The 21610-nt window shown below is 73.7% G+C and carries 20 protein-coding genes; 6 read left to right on the forward strand and 14 right to left on the reverse strand.

Translation table 11 applies throughout. The features are described from left to right. The first annotated feature begins 42 nt into the window (after positions 1-42). Genes ACZ3X1_RS21555 through ACZ3X1_RS21565 form a run of 3 tightly spaced genes read left to right on the forward strand, consistent with a single transcriptional unit; the run spans position 43 to position 2827 of the window. Positions 43-1497: a hypothetical protein gene (locus ACZ3X1_RS21555; protein WP_467280649.1), complete on the forward strand. Its 1455-nt coding sequence runs from the start codon at positions 43-45 to the stop codon at positions 1495-1497. A gap of 43 nt (positions 1498-1540) precedes the next feature. Further along, on the forward strand, positions 1541-2122 hold the full coding sequence (locus ACZ3X1_RS21560; RefSeq protein WP_356813792.1) for a pyridoxamine 5'-phosphate oxidase family protein: 582 nt from the start codon (positions 1541-1543) through the stop codon (positions 2120-2122). A 6-nt stretch (positions 2123-2128) separates the two neighbouring features. After that, on the forward strand, positions 2129-2827 hold the full coding sequence (locus tag ACZ3X1_RS21565; RefSeq protein ID WP_467280741.1) for a L,D-transpeptidase family protein: 699 nt from the start codon (positions 2129-2131) through the stop codon (positions 2825-2827). Here ACZ3X1_RS21565 and ACZ3X1_RS21570 read toward each other — a convergent pair. The 8 genes from ACZ3X1_RS21570 to ACZ3X1_RS21605 all read right to left on the reverse strand — a co-directional run bounded on the left by ACZ3X1_RS21570 (position 2814) and on the right by ACZ3X1_RS21605 (position 11005). Further along, on the reverse strand, positions 2814-3713 hold the full coding sequence (locus ACZ3X1_RS21570; protein ID WP_467280650.1) for a hypothetical protein: 900 nt from the start codon (positions 3711-3713) through the stop codon (positions 2814-2816). The genes ACZ3X1_RS21565 and ACZ3X1_RS21570 overlap by 14 nt on opposite strands. 78 nt (positions 3714-3791) lie before the next feature. Then, positions 3792-4328 (reverse strand): arginine repressor, encoded by a 537-nt coding sequence (locus ACZ3X1_RS21575; RefSeq protein ID WP_030027366.1) that lies wholly within the window; start codon positions 4326-4328, stop codon positions 3792-3794. A gap of 7 nt (positions 4329-4335) precedes the next feature. Further along, positions 4336-5541: an acetylornithine transaminase gene (locus ACZ3X1_RS21580; protein WP_356813794.1), complete on the reverse strand. Its 1206-nt coding sequence runs from the start codon at positions 5539-5541 to the stop codon at positions 4336-4338. Then, positions 5538-6470 (reverse strand): acetylglutamate kinase, encoded by a 933-nt coding sequence (gene argB, locus ACZ3X1_RS21585; RefSeq protein WP_356813795.1) that lies wholly within the window; start codon positions 6468-6470, stop codon positions 5538-5540. The genes ACZ3X1_RS21580 and argB overlap by 4 nt, the downstream gene beginning before the upstream one ends. Next, positions 6467-7636, reverse strand: a complete 1170-nt coding sequence (argJ, locus tag ACZ3X1_RS21590; protein WP_356813796.1) for a bifunctional glutamate N-acetyltransferase/amino-acid acetyltransferase ArgJ — start codon at positions 7634-7636, stop codon at positions 6467-6469. Before argJ ends, argB begins: the two co-directional genes overlap by 4 nt. Then, positions 7633-8661, reverse strand: coding sequence for an N-acetyl-gamma-glutamyl-phosphate reductase (gene argC, locus ACZ3X1_RS21595; RefSeq protein ID WP_356813797.1), 1029 nt, complete (start codon positions 8659-8661; stop codon positions 7633-7635). The genes argJ and argC overlap by 4 nt, the downstream gene beginning before the upstream one ends. A 288-nt stretch (positions 8662-8949) precedes the next feature. After that, positions 8950-9525: a histidine phosphatase family protein gene (locus ACZ3X1_RS21600; RefSeq protein ID WP_467280651.1), complete on the reverse strand. Its 576-nt coding sequence runs from the start codon at positions 9523-9525 to the stop codon at positions 8950-8952. A 31-nt stretch (positions 9526-9556) separates the two neighbouring features. Beyond that, positions 9557-11005 carry an aminotransferase-like domain-containing protein gene (locus ACZ3X1_RS21605; RefSeq protein WP_467280652.1) on the reverse strand — a complete coding sequence of 483 codons (1449 nt, stop codon included), beginning with the start codon at positions 11003-11005 and terminating at the stop codon, positions 9557-9559. Between ACZ3X1_RS21605 and ACZ3X1_RS21610 the strand changes: the two genes are divergently transcribed. Together ACZ3X1_RS21610 and ACZ3X1_RS21615 are read left to right on the forward strand one after the other, a co-directional pair. Continuing rightward, positions 11004-11933 (forward strand): DMT family transporter, encoded by a 930-nt coding sequence (locus tag ACZ3X1_RS21610; protein WP_467280653.1) that lies wholly within the window; start codon positions 11004-11006, stop codon positions 11931-11933. The two genes, ACZ3X1_RS21605 and ACZ3X1_RS21610, sit on opposite strands and share 2 nt — an antisense overlap. Positions 11934-11966: 33 nt before the next feature. After that, complete coding sequence (locus ACZ3X1_RS21615) at positions 11967-12164, forward strand: DUF1918 domain-containing protein (protein ID WP_030841812.1); 198 nt, start codon at positions 11967-11969, stop codon at positions 12162-12164. Between the two features lies 1 nt (position 12165). Here the strand turns inward: ACZ3X1_RS21615 and ACZ3X1_RS21620 are convergent, their stop codons facing one another. After that, positions 12166-13407, reverse strand: coding sequence for a glycoside hydrolase family 10-like protein (locus tag ACZ3X1_RS21620; RefSeq protein WP_356813802.1), 1242 nt, complete (start codon positions 13405-13407; stop codon positions 12166-12168). A 138-nt stretch (positions 13408-13545) separates the two neighbouring features. On the opposite strand from ACZ3X1_RS21620, the gene ACZ3X1_RS21625 reads away from it, so the two are divergent. Then, entirely contained in the window at positions 13546-14439 is an 894-nt protein-coding gene (locus tag ACZ3X1_RS21625; protein ID WP_045937043.1) for a 3-hydroxybutyryl-CoA dehydrogenase, read from the forward strand. Positions 14440-14459: 20 nt separating this feature from the next. On the opposite strand, the gene ACZ3X1_RS21630 is transcribed toward ACZ3X1_RS21625, so the two are convergent. The 5 genes from ACZ3X1_RS21630 to pheS all read right to left on the reverse strand — a co-directional run bounded on the left by ACZ3X1_RS21630 (position 14460) and on the right by pheS (position 21600). After that, on the reverse strand, positions 14460-14993 hold the full coding sequence (locus tag ACZ3X1_RS21630) for an NUDIX hydrolase (protein ID WP_467280654.1): 534 nt from the start codon (positions 14991-14993) through the stop codon (positions 14460-14462). 53 nt (positions 14994-15046) lie between these two features. Continuing rightward, on the reverse strand, positions 15047-16387 hold the full coding sequence (locus tag ACZ3X1_RS21635; RefSeq protein ID WP_356813803.1) for a transcriptional regulator: 1341 nt from the start codon (positions 16385-16387) through the stop codon (positions 15047-15049). 337 nt (positions 16388-16724) lie between these two features. Continuing rightward, positions 16725-17792, reverse strand: coding sequence for a PP2C family protein-serine/threonine phosphatase (locus tag ACZ3X1_RS21640; protein WP_467280655.1), 1068 nt, complete (start codon positions 17790-17792; stop codon positions 16725-16727). Between the two features lie 152 nt (positions 17793-17944). After that, positions 17945-20473 carry a phenylalanine--tRNA ligase subunit beta gene (gene pheT / locus ACZ3X1_RS21645; protein WP_467280656.1) on the reverse strand — a complete coding sequence of 843 codons (2529 nt, stop codon included), beginning with the start codon at positions 20471-20473 and terminating at the stop codon, positions 17945-17947. Then, the gene (gene pheS / locus ACZ3X1_RS21650) at positions 20473-21600 is read right to left on the reverse strand and encodes a phenylalanine--tRNA ligase subunit alpha (RefSeq protein WP_356813806.1); all 1128 of its coding nucleotides are present in this window, start codon (positions 21598-21600) and stop codon (positions 20473-20475) included. The genes pheT and pheS overlap by 1 nt, the downstream gene beginning before the upstream one ends. Positions 21601-21610: the final 10 nt, after the last annotated feature.

Here is a 21610-nt window from a genome sequence, read left to right on the forward strand (position 1 = left end):
TACGATCGGGGCCCGGAACACTTTCGGGAGGGGTGGCGACAGATGAACCGCACAGGGGCCGGCGCAGCGGCCGGCACCGACGCCGCGAGGGGGCGCGCCCTGGCGGAGGAGCTGCTGGACGGGTGCGCGGCCGCGGTGCCGGCGCCCGGTTCGGGGCCGGACGTCTGGCTCGCCTTCGCCGAGCAGGTCCGCAGCGGGGGCCACGGCGGGCGGCGGCCGCCGGTGCCCGCGCCCCCGGCGCTGCGGCTGTGCCACCCGCGGGGCTGGGTCCGCGAGGCGGCCCTCGCCGAGCCGGACCCCCCCGCGGAGCTGGTCGCCGTCCTGACCACCGACTCGGCGGCGCCCGTACGGGACCGGGCCCGCGTCGTGCTGGAGCGCATTCTCGTCGCCCGCCCGGAGGCCACCCTGCGGGCGCTGACCCCGCTGGCGCTGCGGCTGGGGCGGCGCTCGCGGGGCGGATGGATCCTGCAACTGTTCGAGGAGGCGCTGCGCCGGCAGGCCGCGGCCGCCTCGCCCTGGTGGCACCTGCCCGGGCCGTCGGCGCCGCCGGGCGGCGGTACGGGCGCCGTCCTCGCCGAACTGCTGGACTGCCCCGACCGGCAGGTGCGGCAGTTCGCCGTCCGGCTCGCCCTCACCGGGCCCGGGCGGGCCGACGGCCTGGAGTGTGCCCGTCGGGCCGCCGCCGAGTCCGACCCGGCGGCGGCCGGACTCTGGACCGACGCCGCTCTGGCCGCGGCGGACGACGCGGTGATCGACGTGCTGGCCGGCGCCCGGATCCCCGCCGTGCGCGCCGCCGGCGTCACCGCGCTGCGCCGGGCCGGCCGGGCCGCCGAGGGCGTCTCGCACCTCGCCGACAGCTCCGGGCTCGTCCGGTCCTGCGCCCGCTGGCTGGTCGGCCAGGACGGCGGCGACCCCCGCGAGCACTACCGCTGGCTGGTCTCCGATCCCGCCGGGCCGTCGCCGTACGCGGTGGCCGGACTCGCCGAGTGCGGCCGCGGCGAGGACACCGACCTGCTGCGAGGGCTCGTGGCGCACCCCGCCGGGCCGGTCCGGGCCGCCGCGCTGGCCGGCCTGCGGCGCCGGGACGCCGTCGTGGAGGACTCCGTCCTGCTCGCACTGCTGGACGACCCGACGCCTTCCGTGGCCCGCGAGGCGAGCCTGGGCCTGCTGCCCGCGGCCGGGCGCCTGGACCCGGCGCACCTGGCCGAACGGCTGGACCCGCGCGGCCCGCTGCACATCCGGCGCGCCGCCTTCCGCCTGCTGCGCGCCCGGGGCGGGATCCACGCGCTGCGGGCCGCCGTCGCACTGATCGACGACTGGCACCCGAGGACGCGCGAAACGGCGCGGACCGCCGTGCGCGCCTGCCAGTGGCACCCGGCGCAGTTCGAAGGAGAGACGGACAGGGCGGAGCTGGCAGCCCTGCTGAAGCGGTCCGCCAAGCTCTTCGGCGAATACGGACTGGGGTTGCGTCGCAGCAGATTGGGGCTCGCGACGTGAAATCCTCCGGCCCGTTCCACACGTGCGGGCCGATAATCAGCCCATGGGAAAGCTCTACGAACGCATAGACGGCAGGCTCCGCACGTTCATCGAGGAGCAGCCTGTCTTCTTCACCGCGACCGCCCCGCTCTCGGGTGACGGCCACGTCAACCTGTCCCCCAAAGGCCGCGCCGGCACCCTCGTCGTCATCGACGAACAGCGGCTCGCCTACCTGGACTTCGGCGGCAGCGGCGCCGAGACCATCGCCCACCTCCGCGAGAACGGCCGGATCACCCTCATGTGGTGCGCCTTCAGCGGACCCCCGAACATCGTGCGCATCCACGGCGAGGGCGAGGCCGTCTTCCGCGACGACCCTCGCTGGCCCGAGCTGATCGGCCTGTTCGGCACGGCCGACGGGCCCGGCGCGCGGGCGATCATCCTGGTGCGCGCCCGCCGGATCGCGGATGTGTGCGGGTACGCCGTCCCCTTCATGGAGTACCGGGGCGAGCGCACCCTCCATGCGGACCACCTCGCCCGCAAGAGCGACGAGGAGTTCGCCGAGTACTGCGAGAAGAAGGAGCACATCGCGACGAGCCTCGACGGCCTGCCTGCACTGCCCCTGCCGCTTCCTGCACGTACCGTCTGACATGTGCTGCGTACCGCTCTCGTCACCGGCTCACTGATCGTCACGGCGCTGCTCCCCCAAGGGGCCGCGCCCTCACCCGGGCCCCTGCCCACCCGTCTCGCCGACACCGGCGGCGGCAGTCAGCTGATCACCGCCGTCGCGCCCGCGCCCGGATCCACGACCGGCCGGGTGACCTGGTGGGACCGGTGGGCGGGGCGCTGGTACGAGGTCGGGAGCGCGCCCGCCCGCTTCGGGGCCGGCGGCCTCACCGAGGGCGCGACCCGTACGCAGGGCACCAACACCACTCCGACGGGGCTGTACGAGCTGCCGTACGCCTTCGGGATCCGGCGGGCGCCGGCCGGGACGGCGTACGTCTACCGGCGGGTGAAGGCGGACTCCTGGTGGTGCCAGGACAACGCCTCGGCGGCCTACAACCGCTGGGTGGAGCCGCTGCCGGCGGACTGCGCGCCGGGCGAGGCCGAGCATCTGGTCACCTACGAGAAGCAGTACGCGCACGCGCTGCTGATCGCCTTCAACTACGACCGGCCGGTGCGCGGCCGGGGCGCCGGAGTCTTCCTGCACGTGAACGGCAAGGGTGCGACGGCGGGTTGCGTGTCGGTGCCGGCGCGCGACATGCGGAGGATCCTGCGCTGGGCGGACCCCGGCCGGCGCCCCCACATCGCGATCGGCACGCAGGACGGACCGCTCGCCGTCACCCGCTACTAGCGTCCCCCGCCTGCTCCGACTCGTCCTCGTCGGCGGCCCGGTACTCGTACGCGTCCTCCCACCAGACCTTGTCGTCCAGCCACTCGTCGCCCTCGTCGCCGGCCTCCTCGTGGACGACCTCGGCGCCGCGGCACGTGTGGCGGTCGCCGAGGCTCAGCAGCACCAGCGCGCGCTGCTCCTCGTCCAGCGCCGCGAAGGCCGGGTGCGGCTCGGAGCGCACCAGGTCGCCCAGCGGGTCGCCGCAATCGGTGCGCTCCCGGACCACCCTGCCGGCCTTCTCGGCCGTCAGCAGCGCCGACAGACCGAGGGCGGCCACCACGGCGCAGCCCCATTCCCGCAGACCGTGCGGGCGCCCGGTCACCAGCAGCGCGCTCGCCAGGACCCAGAAGAACATCACCAGGACGATGCCCACACAACTGCAGCAGGCCAGGAACGGGTTCCCCTCGCCGCCGGGCATCCGCGGGAGTTCGGGCAGCAGGGTCTGCCGTTCGCTCCGGTAGGCGTTGAGCCGCTGCAGGTACTCCTCGTCGCACCAGTCGATCCAGCCGATCGAAACGGGCTCGGGATCGTGCCGGCGTACGGCCTCCAGCAGGGCGGCGGGCATGGGGTGGTCGGGGGCCCGGGCAGGGTCGCGGCCCTGCCCGGTCAGGGACGCGGCACCTTCGTCGTCGATGCGGAGGTACCCGGCGAGGACGAGTTCGGCGGCGGCCGCCTCGGTCGCCTCGTTCCGCAACAGGGCCGCGTGGTACGGCTCCAGCTCGACGGCGGCGACGAGCCGGAGCGTCCGGCTGCGGATCCGGGCACGGCGCCACCACAGCAGGGCGATGGGCCCGTAGACCGCGGCGGTCACGGCGGACACCACCAGGGCGAGGGCGAGTTGGCGCACGCCCCGAGGCTATGTCGGCGAACGACGGTCCGGCACGGGGATTTCCGGCGCCCCGGACCGCCCGCCGGCCCGTCCCGCTCAGCCCTCCTTCTGCGCCAGCCGCAGGAGGTGGTCGGCGAGGGCCTGGCCGCCCGCCGGGTCCCGGCTGATCAGCATCAGGGTGTCGTCGCCGGCGATCGTGCCGAGGATCTCGCGGAGCTCGGCCTGGTCGATGGCCGAGGCGAGGAACTGCGCCGCGCCCGGCGGGGTGCGCAGGACCACGAGGTTCGCGGAGGCCTCCGCCGAGATCAGCAGCTCCCCGGAGAGGCGCCGCATGCGCTCCTCCTTCGCGGACTCGCCGAGCGGGGCCTGCGGGGTGCGGAAGCCGCCCTCGCTGGGCACCGCGTAGATCAGCTCGCCTCCGGTGTTGCGGATCTTCACCGCGCCCAGCTCGTCGAGGTCGCGGGAGAGCGTCGCCTGGGTGACGCTCAGCCCGTCGTCGGCGAGCAGCTTCGCCAGCTGGCTCTGGGAGCGGACCGGCTGCCGGTTGAGGATGTCCACGATCCGGCGGTGACGCGCGGTGCGGGTCTGCGGGACGGCCTGCCCGCCGTGCTCGTTGTCCTGCGCCTGGCTCATCGTCGTCTCATTCTCCGGATCCGTCCCCGTGGGCTGCGTCGAGGACGCCGGGCAGCGCCCGGACGAACGCGTCCGCCTCGGCCTCGGTGAGTACGTACGGGGGCATGAGCCGTACGACGTCGGGGGCGGGCGCGTTGACCAGGAAGCCGGCGTCCTGGGCCGCTTGCTGCACCTTGGGTGCGAGCGGCTCGGTCAGCACGATACCCAGGAGCAGGCCGGCACCCCTGACGTGGGATACCAGAGGGTGGCCCGAGGACTCGATCCCCGAGCGCAGCCGCTCGCCCCGCGCCTTGACCCGGTCGAGCAGGTCGTCGGCGGCGATGGTGTCGATGACGGCGAGGCCGGCGGCGCAGGCGACCGGGTTCCCGCCGAAGGTGGTGCCGTGCTGGCCGGGCCGCAGCAGGTCGGCGGTGGGTCCGAAGGCGACGACGGCCCCGATGGGGAGGCCGCCGCCGAGCCCCTTGGCCAGCGTGACGATGTCGGGCTCGACGCCCTCGTGGGCCTGGTGCTCGAACCACTGGCCGCAGCGGCCGATGCCGGTCTGGACCTCGTCGAGGACCAGCAGGGTGCCGGTGGCCCGGGTGATCTCGCGGGCGGCCGTCAGATATCCGGCGGGGGGAACGACCACGCCGTTCTCGCCCTGGATCGGCTCGATGACGACGAGCGCGGTCTCCTCGGTGACGGCGGCCCGCAGGGCCTCGACGTCGCCGTACGGGACGTGGGTGACGTCGCCGGGCAGGGGCAGGAAGGGCTCCTGCTTCTTCGGCTGGCCGGTGAGCGCGAGGGCGCCCATGGTCCGGCCGTGGAAGCCCCCGTCGGTGGCGACCATGTGGGTCCGCCCGGTCAGCCGGCCGATCTTGAAGGCGGCCTCGATGCTCTCGGCGCCGGAGTTGCAGAAGAAGACCTTGCCGGGGCGGCCGAAGAGCTGGAGCAGCCGCTCGCCGAGCGCGATGACCGGCTCGGAGGCGAAGAGGTTGGAGACGTGGCCGAGCGTGGAGATCTGCTCGGTCACGGCCGTCACGATCGCCGGGTGCGCGTGGCCGAGGGCGTTGACGGCGATACCGCCGACGAAGTCCGTGTACTGCTTGCCGTCGGCGTCCCAGACCTGGGCGCCCCGGCCGCGGACGAGGGCGAGGGCGGGCGTGCCGTAGTTGTCGGCCAGCGCGCCCTGCCACCGTGCGCCGTACTCCTGGTTGCCGGTGCCCTTCGTCATGCTGCTCCCCCTGGCTGTCGGTCGGGCACGACCATCGTGCCGATGCCGGAGTCCGTGAAGATCTCCAGCAGGATCGAGTGCGGGACCCGCCCGTCGAGGACGCGGGCGGTGCCGACGCCGTTGCGTACGGCGTGCAGGCAGCCCTCCATTTTGGGCACCATGCCGCTGGACAGCTCGGGCAGCAGCTTCTCCAGCTCGCTGACGGTGAGCCGGCTGATGACCTCGTCGCTGTGCGGCCAGTCGGCGTAGAGGCCCTCGACGTCGGTGAGGACCATCAGCGTCTCGGCGCCGAGGGAGGCCGCGAGCGCCGCGGCCGCCGTGTCGGCGTTGACGTTGTAGACGTGGTGGTCGTCGGCGCTGCGGGCGATGGAGGAGATGACCGGGATCCGGCCGTCGGCCAGCAGCGCCTCGATCGCGCCGGTGTCGATGTCGGTGATCTCGCCGACCCTGCCGATGTCGACGACCTCGCCGTCGATCTCGGGGCTGTGCTTGGTCGCGGTGATGGTGCGGGCGTCCTCGCCGGTCATGCCGACGGCGAGCGGACCGTGCTGGTTGAGCAGCCCGACCAGCTCGCGCTGGACCTGGCCCGCCAGGACCATCCGTACGACGTCCATGGCCTCCGGGGTCGTCACGCGCAGGCCTGCCTTGAACTCGCTGACCAGGCCCTGTTTGTCGAGCTGGGCGTTGATCTGCGGGCCGCCGCCGTGCACGACGACCGGCTTGAGGCCGGCCTGGTGCAGGAAGACGACGTCCTGGGCGAAGGCGGCCTTGAGGTCCTCGTCGATCATGGCGTTGCCGCCGAACTTGATGACGACGACCTTGCCGTTGTGGCGCCTGAGCCAGGGCAGGGCCTCGATGAGGATCCGCGCCTTGGGCAGGGCGGTGTGCTTGCGGGCGGTGCCGGGCAGGCCGGCCTTCTCGTCGCTCATGAGGAGTACGCGCTGTTCTCGTGGACGTAGTCGGCGGTCAGGTCGTTGGCCCAGATGACGGCGGACTCGCCGCCGGTGGAGAGGTCCGCGGTGATGCGGACCTCGCGGTCCTTCATCGAGACCAGGTCGCGGTCCTCGCCGACGGAGCCGTTCTTGCAGACCCATACGCCGTTGATGGCGACGTTCAGCCGGTCCGGGTCGAAGGCGGCTCTGGTGGTGCCGATCGCGGACAGCACGCGGCCCCAGTTGGGGTCCTCGCCGTGGATGGCGCACTTGAGGAGGTTGTTGCGGGCGATGGAGCGGCCGACCTCGACCGCGTCGTCCTCGCTGGCCGCGCCGATGACCTCGATGCGGATGTCCTTGCTGGCGCCCTCGGCATCGCCGATCAGCTGACGGGCCAGGTCGTCGCAGACCGTGCGGACGGCCTCGGCGAAGTCCGCGTGGGCGGGCGTACGGCCGGACGCGCCGGAGGCGAGCAGGAGCACCGTGTCGTTGGTGGACATGCAGCCGTCGGAGTCGACCCGGTCGAAGGTGGTGCGGGTGGCGGAGCGCAGCGCCTTGTCGAGGGCGGGGCCGTCCACGTCGGCGTCGGTGGTGAGCACGACCAGCATGGTGGCCAGGCCCGGGGCGAGCATGCCGGCGCCCTTGGCCATACCGCCGACGGTCCAGCCGTCCCGGGTCACGGTGGCCGTCTTGTGCACGGTGTCGGTGGTCTTGATGGCGACGGCGGCGGCCTCGCCGCCGTCCTCGGACAGGGCGGCGGCGGCGGTCTCGATGCCGGGAAGCAGCTTGTCCATGGGGAGCAGGACGCCGATCAGGCCGGTGGAGGCGACGGCGACCTCGCCGGCGTTGTGCTCGCCGAGGCCGTGCTCGTTGAGGGTGGCGGCGACCTTCTCCGCGGTGGCGTGGGTGTCCTGGAAGCCCTTGGGGCCGGTGCAGGCGTTGGCCCCGCCGGAGTTGAGGACCACCGCGCTGACGGTGCCGCCGCGCAGGACCTGTTCGGACCAGTGGACGGGCGCGGCCTTGACGCGGTTGGAGGTGAAGACGCCCGCGGCGGCGAGGCGCGGCCCGTTGTTGACCACGAGGGCCAGGTCCGGGTTGCCGTTGGCCTTGATCCCGGCGGCGATGCCCGCCGCCGTGAATCCCTGTGCTGCCGTGACGCTCACGGTGCGACTCCGATCGTCGAAAGGCCCAGGCCCTCGTGAAGCCCCAGGGCGATGTTCATGCTCTGCACCGCGCCGCCGGCGGTGCCCTTGGTGAGGTTGTCGATGGCGCTGACGGCGATGATCCGGCGGGCGGACTCGTCGTAGGCGACCTGGACGTGAACGGCGTTGGAGCCGTGGACGGACTTGGTGGACGGCATCCGGCCCTCGGGCAGCAGGTGCACGAAGGGCTCGTCGGCGTACGCCTTCTCGTACGCGGCGCGCAGCGAGTCCGCGGTCGTGCCGGGCAGGGCCTTGGCCGAGCAGGTGGCGAGGATGCCGCGGGCCATGGGCACGAGGGTCGGCGTGAAGGAGACGGAGACCCGCTCGCCGGCGAGCGGGCTGAGGTTCTGCACCATCTCGGGCGTGTGCCGGTGGCTGCCGCCGACGCCGTACGGGGTCACGGACCCCATGACCTCGGCGCCGAGCAGGTGCGGCTTGAGCGCCTTGCCCGCGCCGGAGGTGCCGGTGGCGGCGACGATCACGGCCTCGGGCTCGGCGAGCTGCGCCTGGTAGGCCGGGTAGAGCGCGAGGGAGACGGCGGTGGGGAAGCAGCCGGGGACGGCGATCCGCTTGGCGCCTTCCAGTGCGGCGCGGCCGCCGGGGAGTTCGGGGAGCCCGTAGGGCCAGGTCCCGGCGTGGGGGGCGCCGTAGAACGCGTCCCAGTCGGCCGGGTCCTTGAGGCGGTGGTCGGCGCCCATGTCGACGACGAGGACGTCGTCGCCGAGCTGGGCGGCGACGGCGGCGGACTGGCCGTGCGGAAGGGCGAGGAAGACGACGTCGTGGCCCGCGAGCACCTCGGGGGTGGTCGCTTCCAGGGTGCGGCCCGCCAGCGGCACGAGGTGCGGTTGCAGGGAGCCGAGGAGCTGCCCGGCGTTGGAGTTGCCGGTGAGTGCACCGATCTCCACCTCGGGGTGCGAGAGCAGCAGGCGCAGGACTTCTCCGCCCGCGTACCCGCTCGCTCCGGCCACCGCTACACGTACCACCATCGGACCCTCCTCATCGATGGCATGACTATACGTACGTCCGCACGTTTATGCAATGTTGTGGATCTCGGCGGGAGGGCCTGGCCGAAGGAACGGGCGCGACACGCTCCCTCTGAAAGATGTCTAGCAGCAAAGCCCGCCGTCCGGCGGCGATTGCGCCGGTCGCGTCAGGAGCGGGCCCCGGAAGGGGACCGCACCGGACCGTGGCGGTGCCGCGGAGGCGGTCCCGTCGACGAGACGGCGCGGGCCCGAGCGGCCCCGGCCGGGCCCGCCCGGGCTCTCACGCCGCGATCAGGCCGGCGCCTGGAGGCAGAGGTGCCATTGGCCGGACCAGCCCGTGAGGGTCATCGTCGACAGCGGCCGGACGTCCACGTTCCAGTAGGCCAGCGGGGGCGCCTTGAGGGCGTAGACCAGGGCGGCGCGGACCACGGAGGGTTCCGCCACCGCCACGATCGCACCGCCGTCGTCGGCGGGCCGGGTGTCGAGCCACCCGCCGATCCGGGAGATGAAGGCGAGCAGCGACTCCCCTCCGTGCGGGGCGGCCCGCGGGTCGCTGAGCCACTGGTCGACCGCCCCGGGCTCCTGCGCGGTCACCTCGGCGAGGGTCAGCCCCCGCCAGCGGCCCATGTCGCACTCGCGCAGCGCCGGCTGGGCCAGGGGCGCGTACCCGAGGGCCTCGCCCGTGGCCCGGCTGCGCGGGGTCGGCGAGCAGTAGCGCAACTCCGCCGCGCCCAGGGGTACGAGGCCCTGCGCGGCGGACTCGACGGCCCGCCAGCCGGTTCCGTCCAGCGGGCGGTCGTCGTCGAAGCGCTCGGCGAGCAGCGAGGAACTACGGGCTGCGGCGACAAGCGAAACCCGAACATGCATGCGGCGATGGTGGGCCGCGCGCGGCGGCGGGTCAAGCGTCCGGAGTGTGCGGCTCCTCTCCCAGGCCCGCGCGCAGCCTCTGCACGGCCTCCACCAGTTCGGCCGGGCCGCAGACGCCGGCGAAGCTCAGCCGCACGTACGGAGCGGGCGGTTCGGCGCAGAAGTAGGGGCGGCCGGGAGCCACCGCGACTCCGGCGCGCAGGGCCGCGGCCGCGAAGGCCGCGTCGTCGCCGCCACCGGCCATCCGGGCCCACAACTGGTAGCCGCCCGACGGCAGATGGGGCAGGGTCAGCCCGGGCAGCTCCCGCCGCAGCGCGCCCGCGAGCACGTCGCGCCGGTGACGCAGTTCGGCGGCCACGGCCTTCAGGTGGCGCGGCCAGGCGGGCGCGCCGACCAGTTCCAGTGCGGCCTCCTGCAGCGGCCGGGGCACGAAGAAGCTGTCCACCACCTGGATGGCACGGAGCCGGTCGACCACCGGGCCCCGGGCCGCCAGGGCGCCGACCCGCAGGCTGGGCGAGGTGGCCTTGGTCAGGGACCGGACGTGGACGACCACCCCGTCGTGGTCCTCGGCGGCCAGCGTCGCGGGCAGCGGACCGGAGTCGTCGTGGCCCAGGGCGCGGGCGTAGTCGTCCTCGACCACGAAGGCCCCGGCCGCCCGCGCGATCCGCAGCACCTCGGCCCGCCGCGCGGGCGCGAGGACCGCGCCGGTGGGGTTCTGGAACAGCGGCTGGCAGACGAACACCCGCGCACCGGTCGCCTCGAAGGCGGCGGCCAGCAGTTCCGGCCGGACCCCTTCGGCGTCCACCGGGACGGGCACCGGACGGCATCCGGAGGCGCGGGCGATGGCCAGCAGTCCGGGGTAGGTCGGGGACTCCACCAGGATCGGCGCCCCCGGCGGGGCCAGCGCACGTACGGCGGTGGTCAGCGCGCTCTGCCCGCCCGCGGTGACCAGTACGTCGGCGGCCCCGACGGCTCCGCCGATCTCGCGGGCGAACCAGTCTCGGAGCTCGGGCAGCCCCTCCATGGGCGGCCGGTCCCAGGCTCCCGGGCGCCGCCCGGCCCGGGCGAGCGCCGCGGCCATGGCCCGCTCGGGCTGGATGGAGGCGTGCAGGTAACCGCTGTTGAGGCCGATCACCGACGGCGGCGGCGCGGCCAGGCAGGCCAGCACCCCGGACGCATCCACCGAGCGCGGCACGATCTCCCCGGGGGTCTCCGCGCTGAGGGCGACCTCCTGCCAGGAGGTGTCCCCGGCCGCGGGGAGCGGTGTGCGCGGCGCGGCGCGGAAGGCGCCGGCGCCGGGCCGGGTGACGACGAGGCCCTCGGCGGCGAGCTGCGCGAGGGCCCGGGAGACGGTTACGGGACTGACCCGGTACCGCTCGACCAGGGCCCGGCTCGACGGGAGCTTTCCACCCACCGAGTAGCGGTCAAGCTCGGACCGCAGGCAATCTGCCAGCTCCGCCACACTGCTACGCTCATACATGACAGCACAGAATAGCGCTACTCTCCCGACCGCAATAGCGGTGAAGAATCCGCTGCTGCGCGGCACGGCTCTCGCCTCGCTCGGCGTCGTCGCCTTCTCGCTGACCTTCCCCGCCACCGCCTGGGGGCTGGAGAGCTTCGGCCCGTGGTCGCTGGTGGCCCTGCGCAGCGTCCTGGCGGCCGCGATCGCGGGCGCCTTCCTGCTGGCCCGCCGGGTCCGGCCGCCGGCCCGCGAGCACTGGGCCGGCCTCGCCGTCGTCGCCGGCGGGGTGGTCGTCGGCTTCCCGCTGCTGACGACCCTGGCGCTGCAGACCTCCACCACCTCGCACGCCGCCGTCGTGGTCGGCCTCCTGCCGCTGACCACGGCCGCGCTGTCCGCACTGCGCACCGGCACCCGCCCCCCGCGGGCCTTCTGGGCCGCGGCGGTGGCCGGGGCCGTGGTGGTGCTCGGCTTCACCCTCGCGCAGAGCGGCGGCTCGCTCTCGGCCGGCGACGGCTACCTGTTCGCCGCCCTGCTGGTGTGCGCCGCCGGGTACACCGAAGGCGGACGGCTCGCCCGTACGCTGCCGGGCTGGCAGGTGATCGGCTGGGCCCTGGTGCTGTGCCTGCCGCTCACCGTGGCCGGCTCCGCGCTCGGGCTCGTGTACGAGCCGGCGCACCTCACCGGCCACGGGCTGGCCGGACTGGTCTGGGCGGCGGCCGGCTCCACCTTCCTCGGCCTCTACGTCTGGTACCGGGGCATGGCGGAGATCGGAGCGCCGCGGGCCAGCCAGCTCCAGCTCGCCCAGCCGCTGCTGACCCTGGTCTGGTCCGTGGCGCTCCTCGGGGAGCGGCTCGCCCCCGCCGCACCGGCCGCCGCCTGCGCGGTTCTCGTCTGCATTGCGGTGACCCAACGGGTCAAACAGCCCCGGAACGACCTAAACTGCTAGCACCGGATCGGAGCGCCACCGAGGAGGTCAGACATGCGAGCGACCGAGGGCGACCAGCTGGTGCAGCACGGCAGGATCGTCGGACAACCCGACAAGGTGGGCGAGATCACCCAGGTGCTCGGCGAGAACGGGACGCCCCCGTACCGGGTCCGCTTCCAGGACGGACACGAAGCGCTGATGGCGCCCGGACCCGACTGCGTGGTCCGCCACCCCGCAGAGCCCGGTCACTGATTCACCGCGGCGGCACGGCCGAGCCGTAATGGTCGGCGACCACACGTGCCATCGCCCCGTTGGGGTCCGCGGCCACCTGCTTCGCCGAGAAGTAGACGTGGCCGCGGACCTCGGGGTAGCCGCGGGCGAACCGCACGTGCCGAGACAGCTCCGCCGGATCGCGCCAGGCCGCGGTGGGGCTGTCGGCCTCGCAGCGGTACAGCGCCTCCCCCACGTACAGGGCCACGCGGGTGCCGGCGACGGTCCGGGCCCACCAGGGGACGAGCGCCGCGTAGTCGGCCGTCGGGTGTCCGATGTGCCAGTAGGCCTGCGGCACGACGTAGTCGATCCAGCCCTGCCTGACCCAGTTGCGGGTGTCCGCGTACAGGTCGTCGTACGCGGAGAGCCCCCGGGTGCGCGAGCCGGCCGGGTCCCGGTCGGAGTTGCGCCAGATCCCGAAGGGGCTGATGCCGAACCTGACCGCGGGCCGCAGGGCGCGCAGCCGCTCGGACATCTCGCGCACCAGGGTGTCGGTGTTGCCGCGGCGCCAGGCCGCCCGCGACGAGAAGCCACCACCGTGCTCCTCATAGGCCGCGTCGTCGTCGAAGTACTCGCCGTCCACCGGATAGGGGTAGAAGTAGTCGTCCCAGTGGACCGCGTCCAGCGGGTAGCGGGTGACCGCGTCGAGCATGGCGTCCTGCACGAACCGCCGCACCTCGGGCACCCCGGGGTTGTAGTAGAGCTTCCCGCCGTACTCGACCGTCCAGCCGTCCTGCCGCGCCGGATGCTCGGGCACCAGCCGGTCGAAGTCGGTGTGGTTGGCCACCCGGTACGGGTTGAACCAGGCGTGCAGCTCCAGACCCCGGGCGTGCGCCTCGGCGACGGCCGTTCCCAGGGGGTCCCAGCCCGGATCGACCCCCTGCTCCCCCGTCAGCCACTGCGACCAGGGCTCGTACGGGGAGGGCCACAGGGCGTCGGCCGCGGGCCGGACCTGCAGGACCACGGCGTTGAGCCGGCGGCGCACGGCGGTGTCGAGGAGGGCGAGCAGCTCCTTGCGCTGCGTCGCCGCGGACAGCCCACTGCGCGAGGGCCAGTCCACGTTCGAGACGGTGGCGATCCACATGCCCCGGAACTCCGGGGTTCCGGCACCCCCGCCGGGGAGCGGACCGGAGCTCCGCGGCCCGGCGAAGGCCGGTCCCCCCGTCGCGGCGGCGATCACCGCCGCCGCTCCCGCCAGCAGTGCCCGTCGACCGATGTACGCCATGTGACAGCTCCGTTTCGCTGAGTGACGATGCGTGGTGCCCGCTCAGCATGCCCGCCCCGGCCCGCCGCGCCGCGCAAGGTCGGGAGTAACGTCGGGGGGCGTGGCGGGCGCCGGAATCGTACGGGGGACCCGCCGAGGATGAGCTGCGAAAGGCACGAAGTGACTGACCTCCCTTCCGACATCACACGAGTCGGCGTAGTGGGCTGTGGCCAGATGGGCGCGGGTATCGCCGAGGTGTGTGCCCGAAGCGGCCTTGAGGTCAAGGTCGCCGAGACCACCGGCGAAGCCCTGGAGATCGGCCGTACCCGGCTGCACAACTCCCTGACCAAGGCCGCCGAACGCGGCAAGATCACCGAAGAGGAGCGGGACGCCACCCTGGCCCGCCTCACCTTCACCACCGACCTCGGCGAGTTCGCCGACCGCGACCTCGTCATCGAGGCCGTCGTGGAGAACGAGCAGGTCAAGACCGAGATCTTCCAGGTCCTGGACCAGGTGATCACCCGCCCGGACGCGATTCTCGCCTCCAACACCTCCTCGATCCCGCTGGTCAAGCTGGCCGTCGCCACCTCGCGGCCCGACCAGGTCATCGGCATCCACTTCTTCAACCCGGCCCCCGTGCAGAAGCTCGTCGAACTGATCCCGGCGCTGACCACGGGCGAGGAGACCATCAAGCGGGCAGAGGCCCTGGTGCGGGACGTGCTCGGCAAGCACGCGGTCCGCGCCCAGGACCGTTCCGGCTTCGTCGTCAACGCGCTCCTCGTCCCCTACCTGCTGTCCGCGATCCGGATGTTCGAGTCGGGCATCGCGAGCCGCGAGGACATCGACAACGGCATGGAGCTGGGCTGCGCCCACCCCATGGGCCCGCTGAAGCTGTCCGACCTCATCGGCCTGGACACCATCGCCTCGATCGCCGACTCGATGTACGCCGAGTACAAGGAGCCGCTGTACGCCGCTCCCCCGCTGCTCCAGCGCATGGTCGACGCCGGCCGCCTGGGCCGCAAGACGGGCGCGGGCTTCTACCCGTACGGCTGACCGCCCGGGGCGAGGTCCCCCTACCGGCCCAGCCGCAGGTGGTGCAGCAGGAGCAGCCCGGCCGCCATGTTGGCGGCCGGGATCTCCCCGTCCGCGATCATGTCGGGCACCAGGTTGAGGGGGACCCACTCCCGGCGCGAGGACTCGAATTCGTCCTCGGGGTGGCCGGTGTAGGTGGCCCCGTCCGCCCAGTAGAGGTGGTGGCGGGCGTCGGTCAGCCCGTTGGACGGCTCGACGGTCATCAGGTGGTGGAGCGGGCCGGGCCGCCAGCCCGACTCCTCCTCCATCTCGCGGGCCGCCGCGGCGGCGATGTCCTCGCCGTCCTCGACCACTCCGGCGGGCAGCTCCCAGCCCCAGCTGTCGGTGATGAAGCGGTGCCGCCAGAGCAGCAGCACCTCATTGGCCTCGTTGACGGCCGTGGCCACGGCCACCGGACGCAGCCGGATCACGAAGTGGTCCAGGTGCCGGCCGTCGGGAAGTTCCACATCGGCGAGATTCACGTCGAACCAGCGGTTCTTGTACACAGTCTGCTCACTCAGGTTCGTCCACTGCACGGCTGTGCCACCTTCCGTTCGAGTAGGTGGCAAACATCGCAGCAGCTGCCCTGTCACAGCGGAACGCGCAGCGCCCCGTCGATGAGCCGCACGGTCTCCTGCGCGTCCGAGCAACCGCTGGTCAGCAGCTGTTCGCGGACCGCCCGAAGCCGGTCGCGCAGCCGCAGCGACTCCATCCCGCGGGCCCGCTCGGCCATCTCGGCCGCGCCCGCCGCGGCCCGGTCCGCCTCTCCCTGGCGGAGCTGGATCTCGCAGAGCATCGCCAGCCGGTGCACCCGCCCCCGGTCGTGCGCCGGGGTGCCGACGGCGGCGGCCGCCTGGACCCGCGCCGCCTCCAGATCCCCCAGACTGAGCAGTGCCTCGGCGACCTGGACGTTGACGAGGCCGGGCTGTACGTAGCCGGTCTCGTCCGGTTCGCTGCCCGGGTGGATCCGGGCGGCGGCCGTCTCGGCACCGCGGATGCACGCCAACGCGGCCTGCGCGTCGCCTAGTTGGGCGTAGGCCTTGGCCTGCATGGCGTGCAGGTCGGCGGCGAGCGCCGGGGTGGTGTGCCGACCCGCGGCGCGCAGCGCGGCCTCGGCGAAGGCGACGGCCTGGCGGTACTCCCTCAGGTGCAGGGACTGGTTGACGATCAGGGCGATCACGTACGCCCCGAGCCCCCGGTCCCCGCTCGCCTTGGCCAGCCGCAGCGCCTGGTGGAAGTAGCGCTGGGCCAGCCCGTGCGCGTCGGAGTCGTACGCGCAGATCCCCGCCACCGCCACCAGGGACCCGGTGGCCCGGTGCAGCCGGCGCCCGAGGTCGTCGGGGTAACTCCCTCGCAGCATCGGCGCGGTCTCGGTGCCGAGGAAGCGGACGATCCGGTCGCGGGTGGCCATGCCGCCGGCCCGGCGGTACATCAGCTCGTAGTGGGCGCGGGCGGCCTTCAGGATCTCCACGTGCTCGGGGCCGATCCGGTTCGGTCCGTCGCGCGAGACGTCGGCGTCCTCGGGCGGGTTCTCCCATTCCCAGACCGGAATGACGGCCGGGGTGCCGGTCACCGCCTCGGCGGTGAGCAGTTGGGGCCGGGCCTGCCCGTCGGAGCGCCACAGGGCCGCGGCCCGGTCCACGAACCCGCTGAGCGGGGAGGCGTGCAGGGAGACCGGGTGGTCCGCCGCGCCGAGGCCGATGTCGTCCAGGCCGAGGGGCCGCCGCAGCCGGCCTCCGAGCACCTCGCAGATCAGGTCGGGGACCTGGCCGCGGGGGCGCTGCCCCTTCAACCACCGCGTCACGGCGGTGTGTTCGTAGCGCAGGGCCAGCCCGCGGGTGCGCCCCGCCTGGTTCACGTAGGCGGCGAGCCCGGCGTGGGACATGCCCGCCTCGGCGAGGAGGGCGTCGAGCAGGACATTGGGCTGCATGGGGCGCTCCCGGAGCTCGTCGGTATCAGGCTAGTGGGTGCGCGGTTCACACGGGGTGTGAAGTGAGTACGCGCATAAATGCGATTCGCACTCTGCCGCACGGACCCTTGGAGGCGCTTCACTGAAGACCCTCGCCAAGAGGAGCTCGGGTCGTCGGCTCCCCCTCGTACAGTGCGACGACCCGTCACCGCGCCGCCCGTCCTGCTGTCTGCCCGACACTCCATGGCAGGCGGGCGGCGCCTTCCGGTCCCGTCGGCGCCCGGTTGGTCGCCGGGCGCCGGCGGCTGACCGGACCGGACGCGCGCCGGGCCCATCCACCGGGCCCGGCGTGCGTGGGTCAATGCCGGTCGTTGCGGAGCACCACAAGGGCGACGTCGTCGGCGAGCCGCCCGCCGGTGTGCCGCAGCAGGGCCGCGTGCACGCCCGCGACCAGCCGCGCGGGCGTGAGCGGTGCCCTCGCGAGGACGCTCCGCAGCGGGAAGAACCGCCCGGCGCCGTCACGGGCGTCCTCCGCCCCGTCGGTGTGCAGGAACAGCGTCTCCCCGGGCCGCAGTTCCCCGCACGCGCGGGCCCGCGGATCCCGCGGTAACGGCACCACGCCGAGCGGCGGCAGGGTCTCTCCGGCGAGGGCTCTCACGTCGATGGCGCCCGGCGCAGAGCCTCCCCCTGCGCCGGGCTCCGCCCGGGAGTACCTCTCGGCGGAGCCCCGGCAGCGCGCCGCGCAGGGCTGCGGTGCCGTCACCGGCACCGGGCGGATCAGGTAGGGCCAGGGATGGCCGCAGTTCAGGGCCGTCAGGGCACCGTCCGGAGCGATCTGGAGGAGCAGGACCGTCACGAACTCCTCCGCCGCCGGGGACTCCGGCTCGGCCGGACAGGCCGACGGGTGCTCCGACCGGGCCCGGTCCCGTACGTACCGGCCCAGGGCCCGTTCCATCCGCCGCAGGACACCGCCGAGCGAGGGCTCGTCGTACGCGGCTTCGCGGAAGGCCCCCAGGACGGCTGCCGCCGCGCCCAGCGCCGGCAGCCCGTGGCCCCGTACGTCCCCGATGACCACCCGGATCCCGTGGGCCGTCGGGACGGCCTCGTACAGGTCGCCGCCCACCGCGGCGCCCCGGCTGGCGGAGAGCTGCGCCGCGGCCAGGGCCAGACCGTCGATGCGGCCCGGCAGCGGCCGCAGCAGGGCCCGTTGTACGGCGCCCGCGATCTCCTCGGACCGGCGCAGCTCGGCCAGCAGCCCGCGCCGGATGTGCAGGGCGCACCCGGTGGCCAGCAGCAGGAAGGCGGCGCAGGTGGCCAGGCTCGGCACCAGCATTCCCGGGGTGGACAGCTCCCAGGACACGGCGGCGCCGCCCCAGGCCGCGACGCACACCCGGCGCACCCGGGTCGTCTCCCCGCGCGTGATCATCCGTAGGTCTCCCCTCCGGCCGGATCGATTGTGTCGACCGGACGGCGGCCTCCGACACGGGCCGCGGAGGTTCTCACCCGAATGAGTGAGGGGCGTATCCGATAGCGGATACGCCCCTCACCAGGCCTCGAACAGGTCCGAGGACCGTGCGGCTACGCGCCCCGGAGCACCGCTCCGGTGCGCTCGCCGGCGAGCGCCACCGCCGCGTCGCGCGCGGCCGTGGACTCCTCGGCGGTCAGCGTGCGGTCGCTCGCGCGGAAGCGCAGCGCGTACGCCAGGGACTTCTTGCCCGCGCCGACCTGCTCACCGGTGAACACGTCGAACAGGCGCAGCGACTCCAGGAGTTCGCCCGCGCCCTTGCGCAGGGCCGCCTCCACCGAGGCCGCCGGAACGGACGCGTCGACGATCAGCGCGACGTCCTGGGTCGCCACCGGGAAGGAGGAGATCCGGGGCGCCTGGACTGCCTCTCCGCCGGCCGCCGCGAGGCGGTCCAGGTCGAGTTCCATCGCACTGGTGCGGGCCGGCAGGCCCATCGCCTTGACCACCCGCGGGTGCAGCTCCCCGGCGTGGCCGATGACCTGCTCCACACCGTCGACGGTGACGACCAGCTCGGCGCAGCGGCCCGGGTGCCAGGGGCCGTACTGGCCCTGGCGGACGACGAGCTCCGTGCCGGCCTCGACGGCCAGCGCACGGGCGGCCTGGACGGCGTCGGCCCAGTCGGCCGGGCGGCCCTTGCCCCACCAGCCGGCCTGCTCGCGGGCGCCGGCCAGCACGACCGCGGCGTACCGCGGCTGCGCGGGCAGTGCCGCGTCCAGGGTGGCGACCTCTTCGTCGGTGGGACGGCGGTCGACGGGCAGCCGTACGGCGACACCCGGCCGGGCGGCGGCCCGGAAGACCGAACCGGTCTCGAAGAGCGCCAGGTCGTGGCTGCCGCGGCTGTCGTTGCGGCGCAGCGCGCCGAGCAGACCCGGCAGCAGCGTGGTGCGCAGCGCCGGCTCCTCGTCGGAGAGCGGGTTGACCAGCTTGACGACCTGGCGGGCGGCGTCGTGCGCCGGCAGCTGGAGCTGGTCGAAGACGCCCTCGCCGAGGAACGGGTAGCTGAGCGCCTCGACGTAGCCGGCGCCGGCCAGCGCGCGGCCGACGCGGCGGTGCAGCTGCTGCCGAGCGGTCAGACCGCGGCCGGAGGGCACCTGCGGCAGGGTCGACGGGAGGTTGCCGTAGCCCTCCAGCCGGATGACCTCTTCGGCGAGGTCGTTGGGCGCGGCGAGGTCGGGCCGCCACGACGGCAGCGTGACGACGAGCTCGTCCTGCCCGTAGACGTCGCAGCCGATCTCCTGGAGGCGGCGCACGACGGTCTCACGGCCGTAGTCCATGCCCGCGACCCGGTCCGGGTGGTCGGCGGCCATCGCGACGGTGCGCGGCGCGCCCGGGGCGGTGACCTCGGTGACCCCGGCCTCGGCGGTGCCGCCCGCGAGGAGCACGAGCAGGTCGACGGTCCGCTGTGCGGCCGCGGCGGCGGCCAGCGGGTCGACGCCCCGCTCGAAGCGCTTGGAGGCCTCGGAGGAGAGCTTCATGCGGCGGGCGGTGCGCGAGATCGACACGGAGTCGAAGTGCGCGGCCTCGATGACCACGTCGGTGGTCCCGGTGACGGCCCCGGTCTCCGGGTCGGTGACGGAGTCGGCGATCTCGGTGTTGGCGCCGCCCATGACACCGGCGAGACCGATCGGCCCGCTGTTGTCGGTGATCACCAGGTCCTCGGCGTCGAGCGTGCGCTTGACCCCGTCGAGGGTGGTGAACTTCTCGCCCTGCTCGGCGCGGCGGACGCCGATGGTGCCGTCGATCCGCGAGCGGTCGTAGGCGTGCAGCGGCTGACCCAGTTCGAGCATCACGTAGTTGGTGATGTCGACGGCGAGCGAGATCGGGCGCATGCCGGCCTTCTGGAGGCGGCGCCGGAGCCAGATCGGGGAGCGGGCCTCGGGGTCGAGACCGGTCACGGTGCGGGCGGTGAAGCGGTCGCAGCCGGCCGGGTCGTCGATCTTGACCGGGTAGCCGTACGAGTTCGGCCCGGGCACGTCGAGCAGCGCCGGGTCGCGCAGCGGCAGGCCGTAGGCGGTGGCCACCTCGCGGGCGATGCCGCGCAGGGACATGCAGTAGCCGCGGTCCGGGGTGACATCGATGTGCAGCACCTCGTCGACGAGCTGGAGCAGCTCGATCGCGTCGGTGCCGGTCTCGTGCTCCGGCGGCAGCACGATGATGCCGTGCGTGCCGTCGTCGCCCATGCCGAGCTCCTCGCCGGAGCAGATCATGCCGTGCGAGGTCTTGCCGTACGTCTTGCGCGAGGCGATCGCGAAGTCGCCGGGCAGGACGGCGCCGGGCAGGACCACGACGACCTTGTCGCCGACGGCGAAGTTCCGGGCGCCGCAGACGATCTCCTGCGGCTCACCGGTGCCGTTGGCGGCGCCGACGTCGACCGTGCAGAACCGGATCGGCTTGCGGAAGCCCTCGAGCTCCTCGATGGTCAGCACCTGGCCGACGACGAGGGGGCCCTTGAGCCCGGCGCCGAGCTGCTCGACCGTCTCGACCTCCAGGCCGGCGTCGACGAGCTTGGCCGCGACGTCGCGACCGGTCTCACCCGCGGGGAGGTCGACGTACTCCCGCAGCCACGAAAGCGGGACCCGCATCAGATCTCCATCCCGAAAGGCCGGGTGAAACGAACGTCACCCTCGACCATGTCTCGCATGTCTTCAACGTTGTGACGGAACATCAGCATCCGCTCGATGCCGAAGCCGAAGGCGAACCCGCTGTACTTCTCCGGGTCCACACCGCAGGCGGTGAGCACCTTCGGGTTGACCATGCCGCAGCCGCCCAGTTCGATCCAGCCCTCGCTGGAGCAGGTACGGCACGGGCGGTCGGGGTTGCCCACCGACTCGCCGCGGCACACGTAGCACTGCATGTCCATCTCGGCGGACGGCTCGGTGAACGGGAAGAAGTGCGGGCGCAGCCGGGTGGTGGTCTCCTCGCCGAACAGCTCCTTGACCATGTGGTCGATGGTGCCGCGCAGGTCCGCCATGGTCAGGCCCTCGTCCACGGCGAGCAGCTCGACCTGGTGGAAGACCGGGGTGTGCGTCGCGTCGAGCTCGTCGGTGCGGTACACGCGGCCCGGGCAGACGATGTAGACGGGGGGCTTGCGCTCCAGCAGAGAGCGCGCCTGCACCGGGGAGGTGTGGGTGCGCAGCACGACGCCGGACTCGTCGCCCTCGGTGCCCTCGGGCCCCTGGACGAAGAAGGTGTCCTGCATCTGGCGCGCCGGGTGGTCGGGCGTGAAGTTGAGGGCGTCGAAGTTGAACCACTCCGCCTCGACCTCGGGCCCTTCGGCGACCTCGTACCCCATGGCGACGAAGATGTCCGCGACGCGGTCCATCAGCGTGGTCAGGGGGTGCCGGGCGCCGGTGGGGACGCGGTCGTACGGCAGCGTGACGTCCACCGCCTCCTCGACCAGCACCCGCTCGTCGCGCTCGGCCTCGAGCTCGACGGTGCGGGCCCCGAAGGCCTTGTTCACGGCGCCGCGGGCCTGGCCCACGCGCTTGCCCGCCTCGGCCTTGGCCTGCGGGGGCAGGGCGCCGATCTCGCGGTTGGCGAGCGCCAGGGGCGAGCGGTCGCCCATGTGCGCGGTCTTCGCCTCGCGCAGCGCGTCGAGGTCGCCGGCGGACGCGAAGGCGGCGAGCGCCTCGTCCCGCATGCGCTCGATCTCTTCCGGTTTCAGTGCCTCGACCTCGACAGGGTCGTACGACTTGTTCGGTGCCGACATCTCTTCCCGT

Source organism: Streptomyces sp. NPDC023541, assembly GCF_055559995.1.

Excerpts from the sequence above, each read along its gene's own strand:
- ACZ3X1_RS21555 (WP_467280649.1), top strand. The coding sequence starts at position 43 with ATGAACCGCACAGGGGCCGGCGCAGCGGCCGGCACCGACGCCGCGAGG.
- ACZ3X1_RS21560 (WP_356813792.1), top strand. The coding sequence starts at position 1,541 with ATGGGAAAGCTCTACGAACGCATAGACGGCAGGCTCCGCACGTTCATC.
- ACZ3X1_RS21575 (WP_030027366.1), bottom strand. The coding sequence starts at position 4,328 with ATGAGCCAGGCGCAGGACAACGAGCACGGCGGGCAGGCCGTCCCGCAG.
- ACZ3X1_RS21580 (WP_356813794.1), bottom strand. The coding sequence starts at position 5,541 with ATGACGAAGGGCACCGGCAACCAGGAGTACGGCGCACGGTGGCAGGGC.
- argB (WP_356813795.1), bottom strand. The coding sequence starts at position 6,470 with ATGAGCGACGAGAAGGCCGGCCTGCCCGGCACCGCCCGCAAGCACACC.
- argC (WP_356813797.1), bottom strand. The coding sequence starts at position 8,661 with ATGGTGGTACGTGTAGCGGTGGCCGGAGCGAGCGGGTACGCGGGCGGA.
- ACZ3X1_RS21600 (WP_467280651.1), bottom strand. The coding sequence starts at position 9,525 with ATGCATGTTCGGGTTTCGCTTGTCGCCGCAGCCCGTAGTTCCTCGCTG.
- ACZ3X1_RS21610 (WP_467280653.1), top strand. The coding sequence starts at position 11,004 with ATGACAGCACAGAATAGCGCTACTCTCCCGACCGCAATAGCGGTGAAG.
- ACZ3X1_RS21605 (WP_467280652.1), bottom strand. The coding sequence starts at position 11,005 with ATGTATGAGCGTAGCAGTGTGGCGGAGCTGGCAGATTGCCTGCGGTCC.
- ACZ3X1_RS21615 (WP_030841812.1), top strand. The coding sequence starts at position 11,967 with ATGCGAGCGACCGAGGGCGACCAGCTGGTGCAGCACGGCAGGATCGTC.
- ACZ3X1_RS21620 (WP_356813802.1), bottom strand. The coding sequence starts at position 13,407 with ATGGCGTACATCGGTCGACGGGCACTGCTGGCGGGAGCGGCGGCGGTG.
- ACZ3X1_RS21625 (WP_045937043.1), top strand. The coding sequence starts at position 13,546 with ATGAGCTGCGAAAGGCACGAAGTGACTGACCTCCCTTCCGACATCACA.
- ACZ3X1_RS21635 (WP_356813803.1), bottom strand. The coding sequence starts at position 16,387 with ATGCAGCCCAATGTCCTGCTCGACGCCCTCCTCGCCGAGGCGGGCATG.
- ACZ3X1_RS21640 (WP_467280655.1), bottom strand. The coding sequence starts at position 17,792 with ATGATCACGCGCGGGGAGACGACCCGGGTGCGCCGGGTGTGCGTCGCG.
- pheT (WP_467280656.1), bottom strand. The coding sequence starts at position 20,473 with ATGCGGGTCCCGCTTTCGTGGCTGCGGGAGTACGTCGACCTCCCCGCG.
- pheS (WP_356813806.1), bottom strand. The coding sequence starts at position 21,600 with ATGTCGGCACCGAACAAGTCGTACGACCCTGTCGAGGTCGAGGCACTG.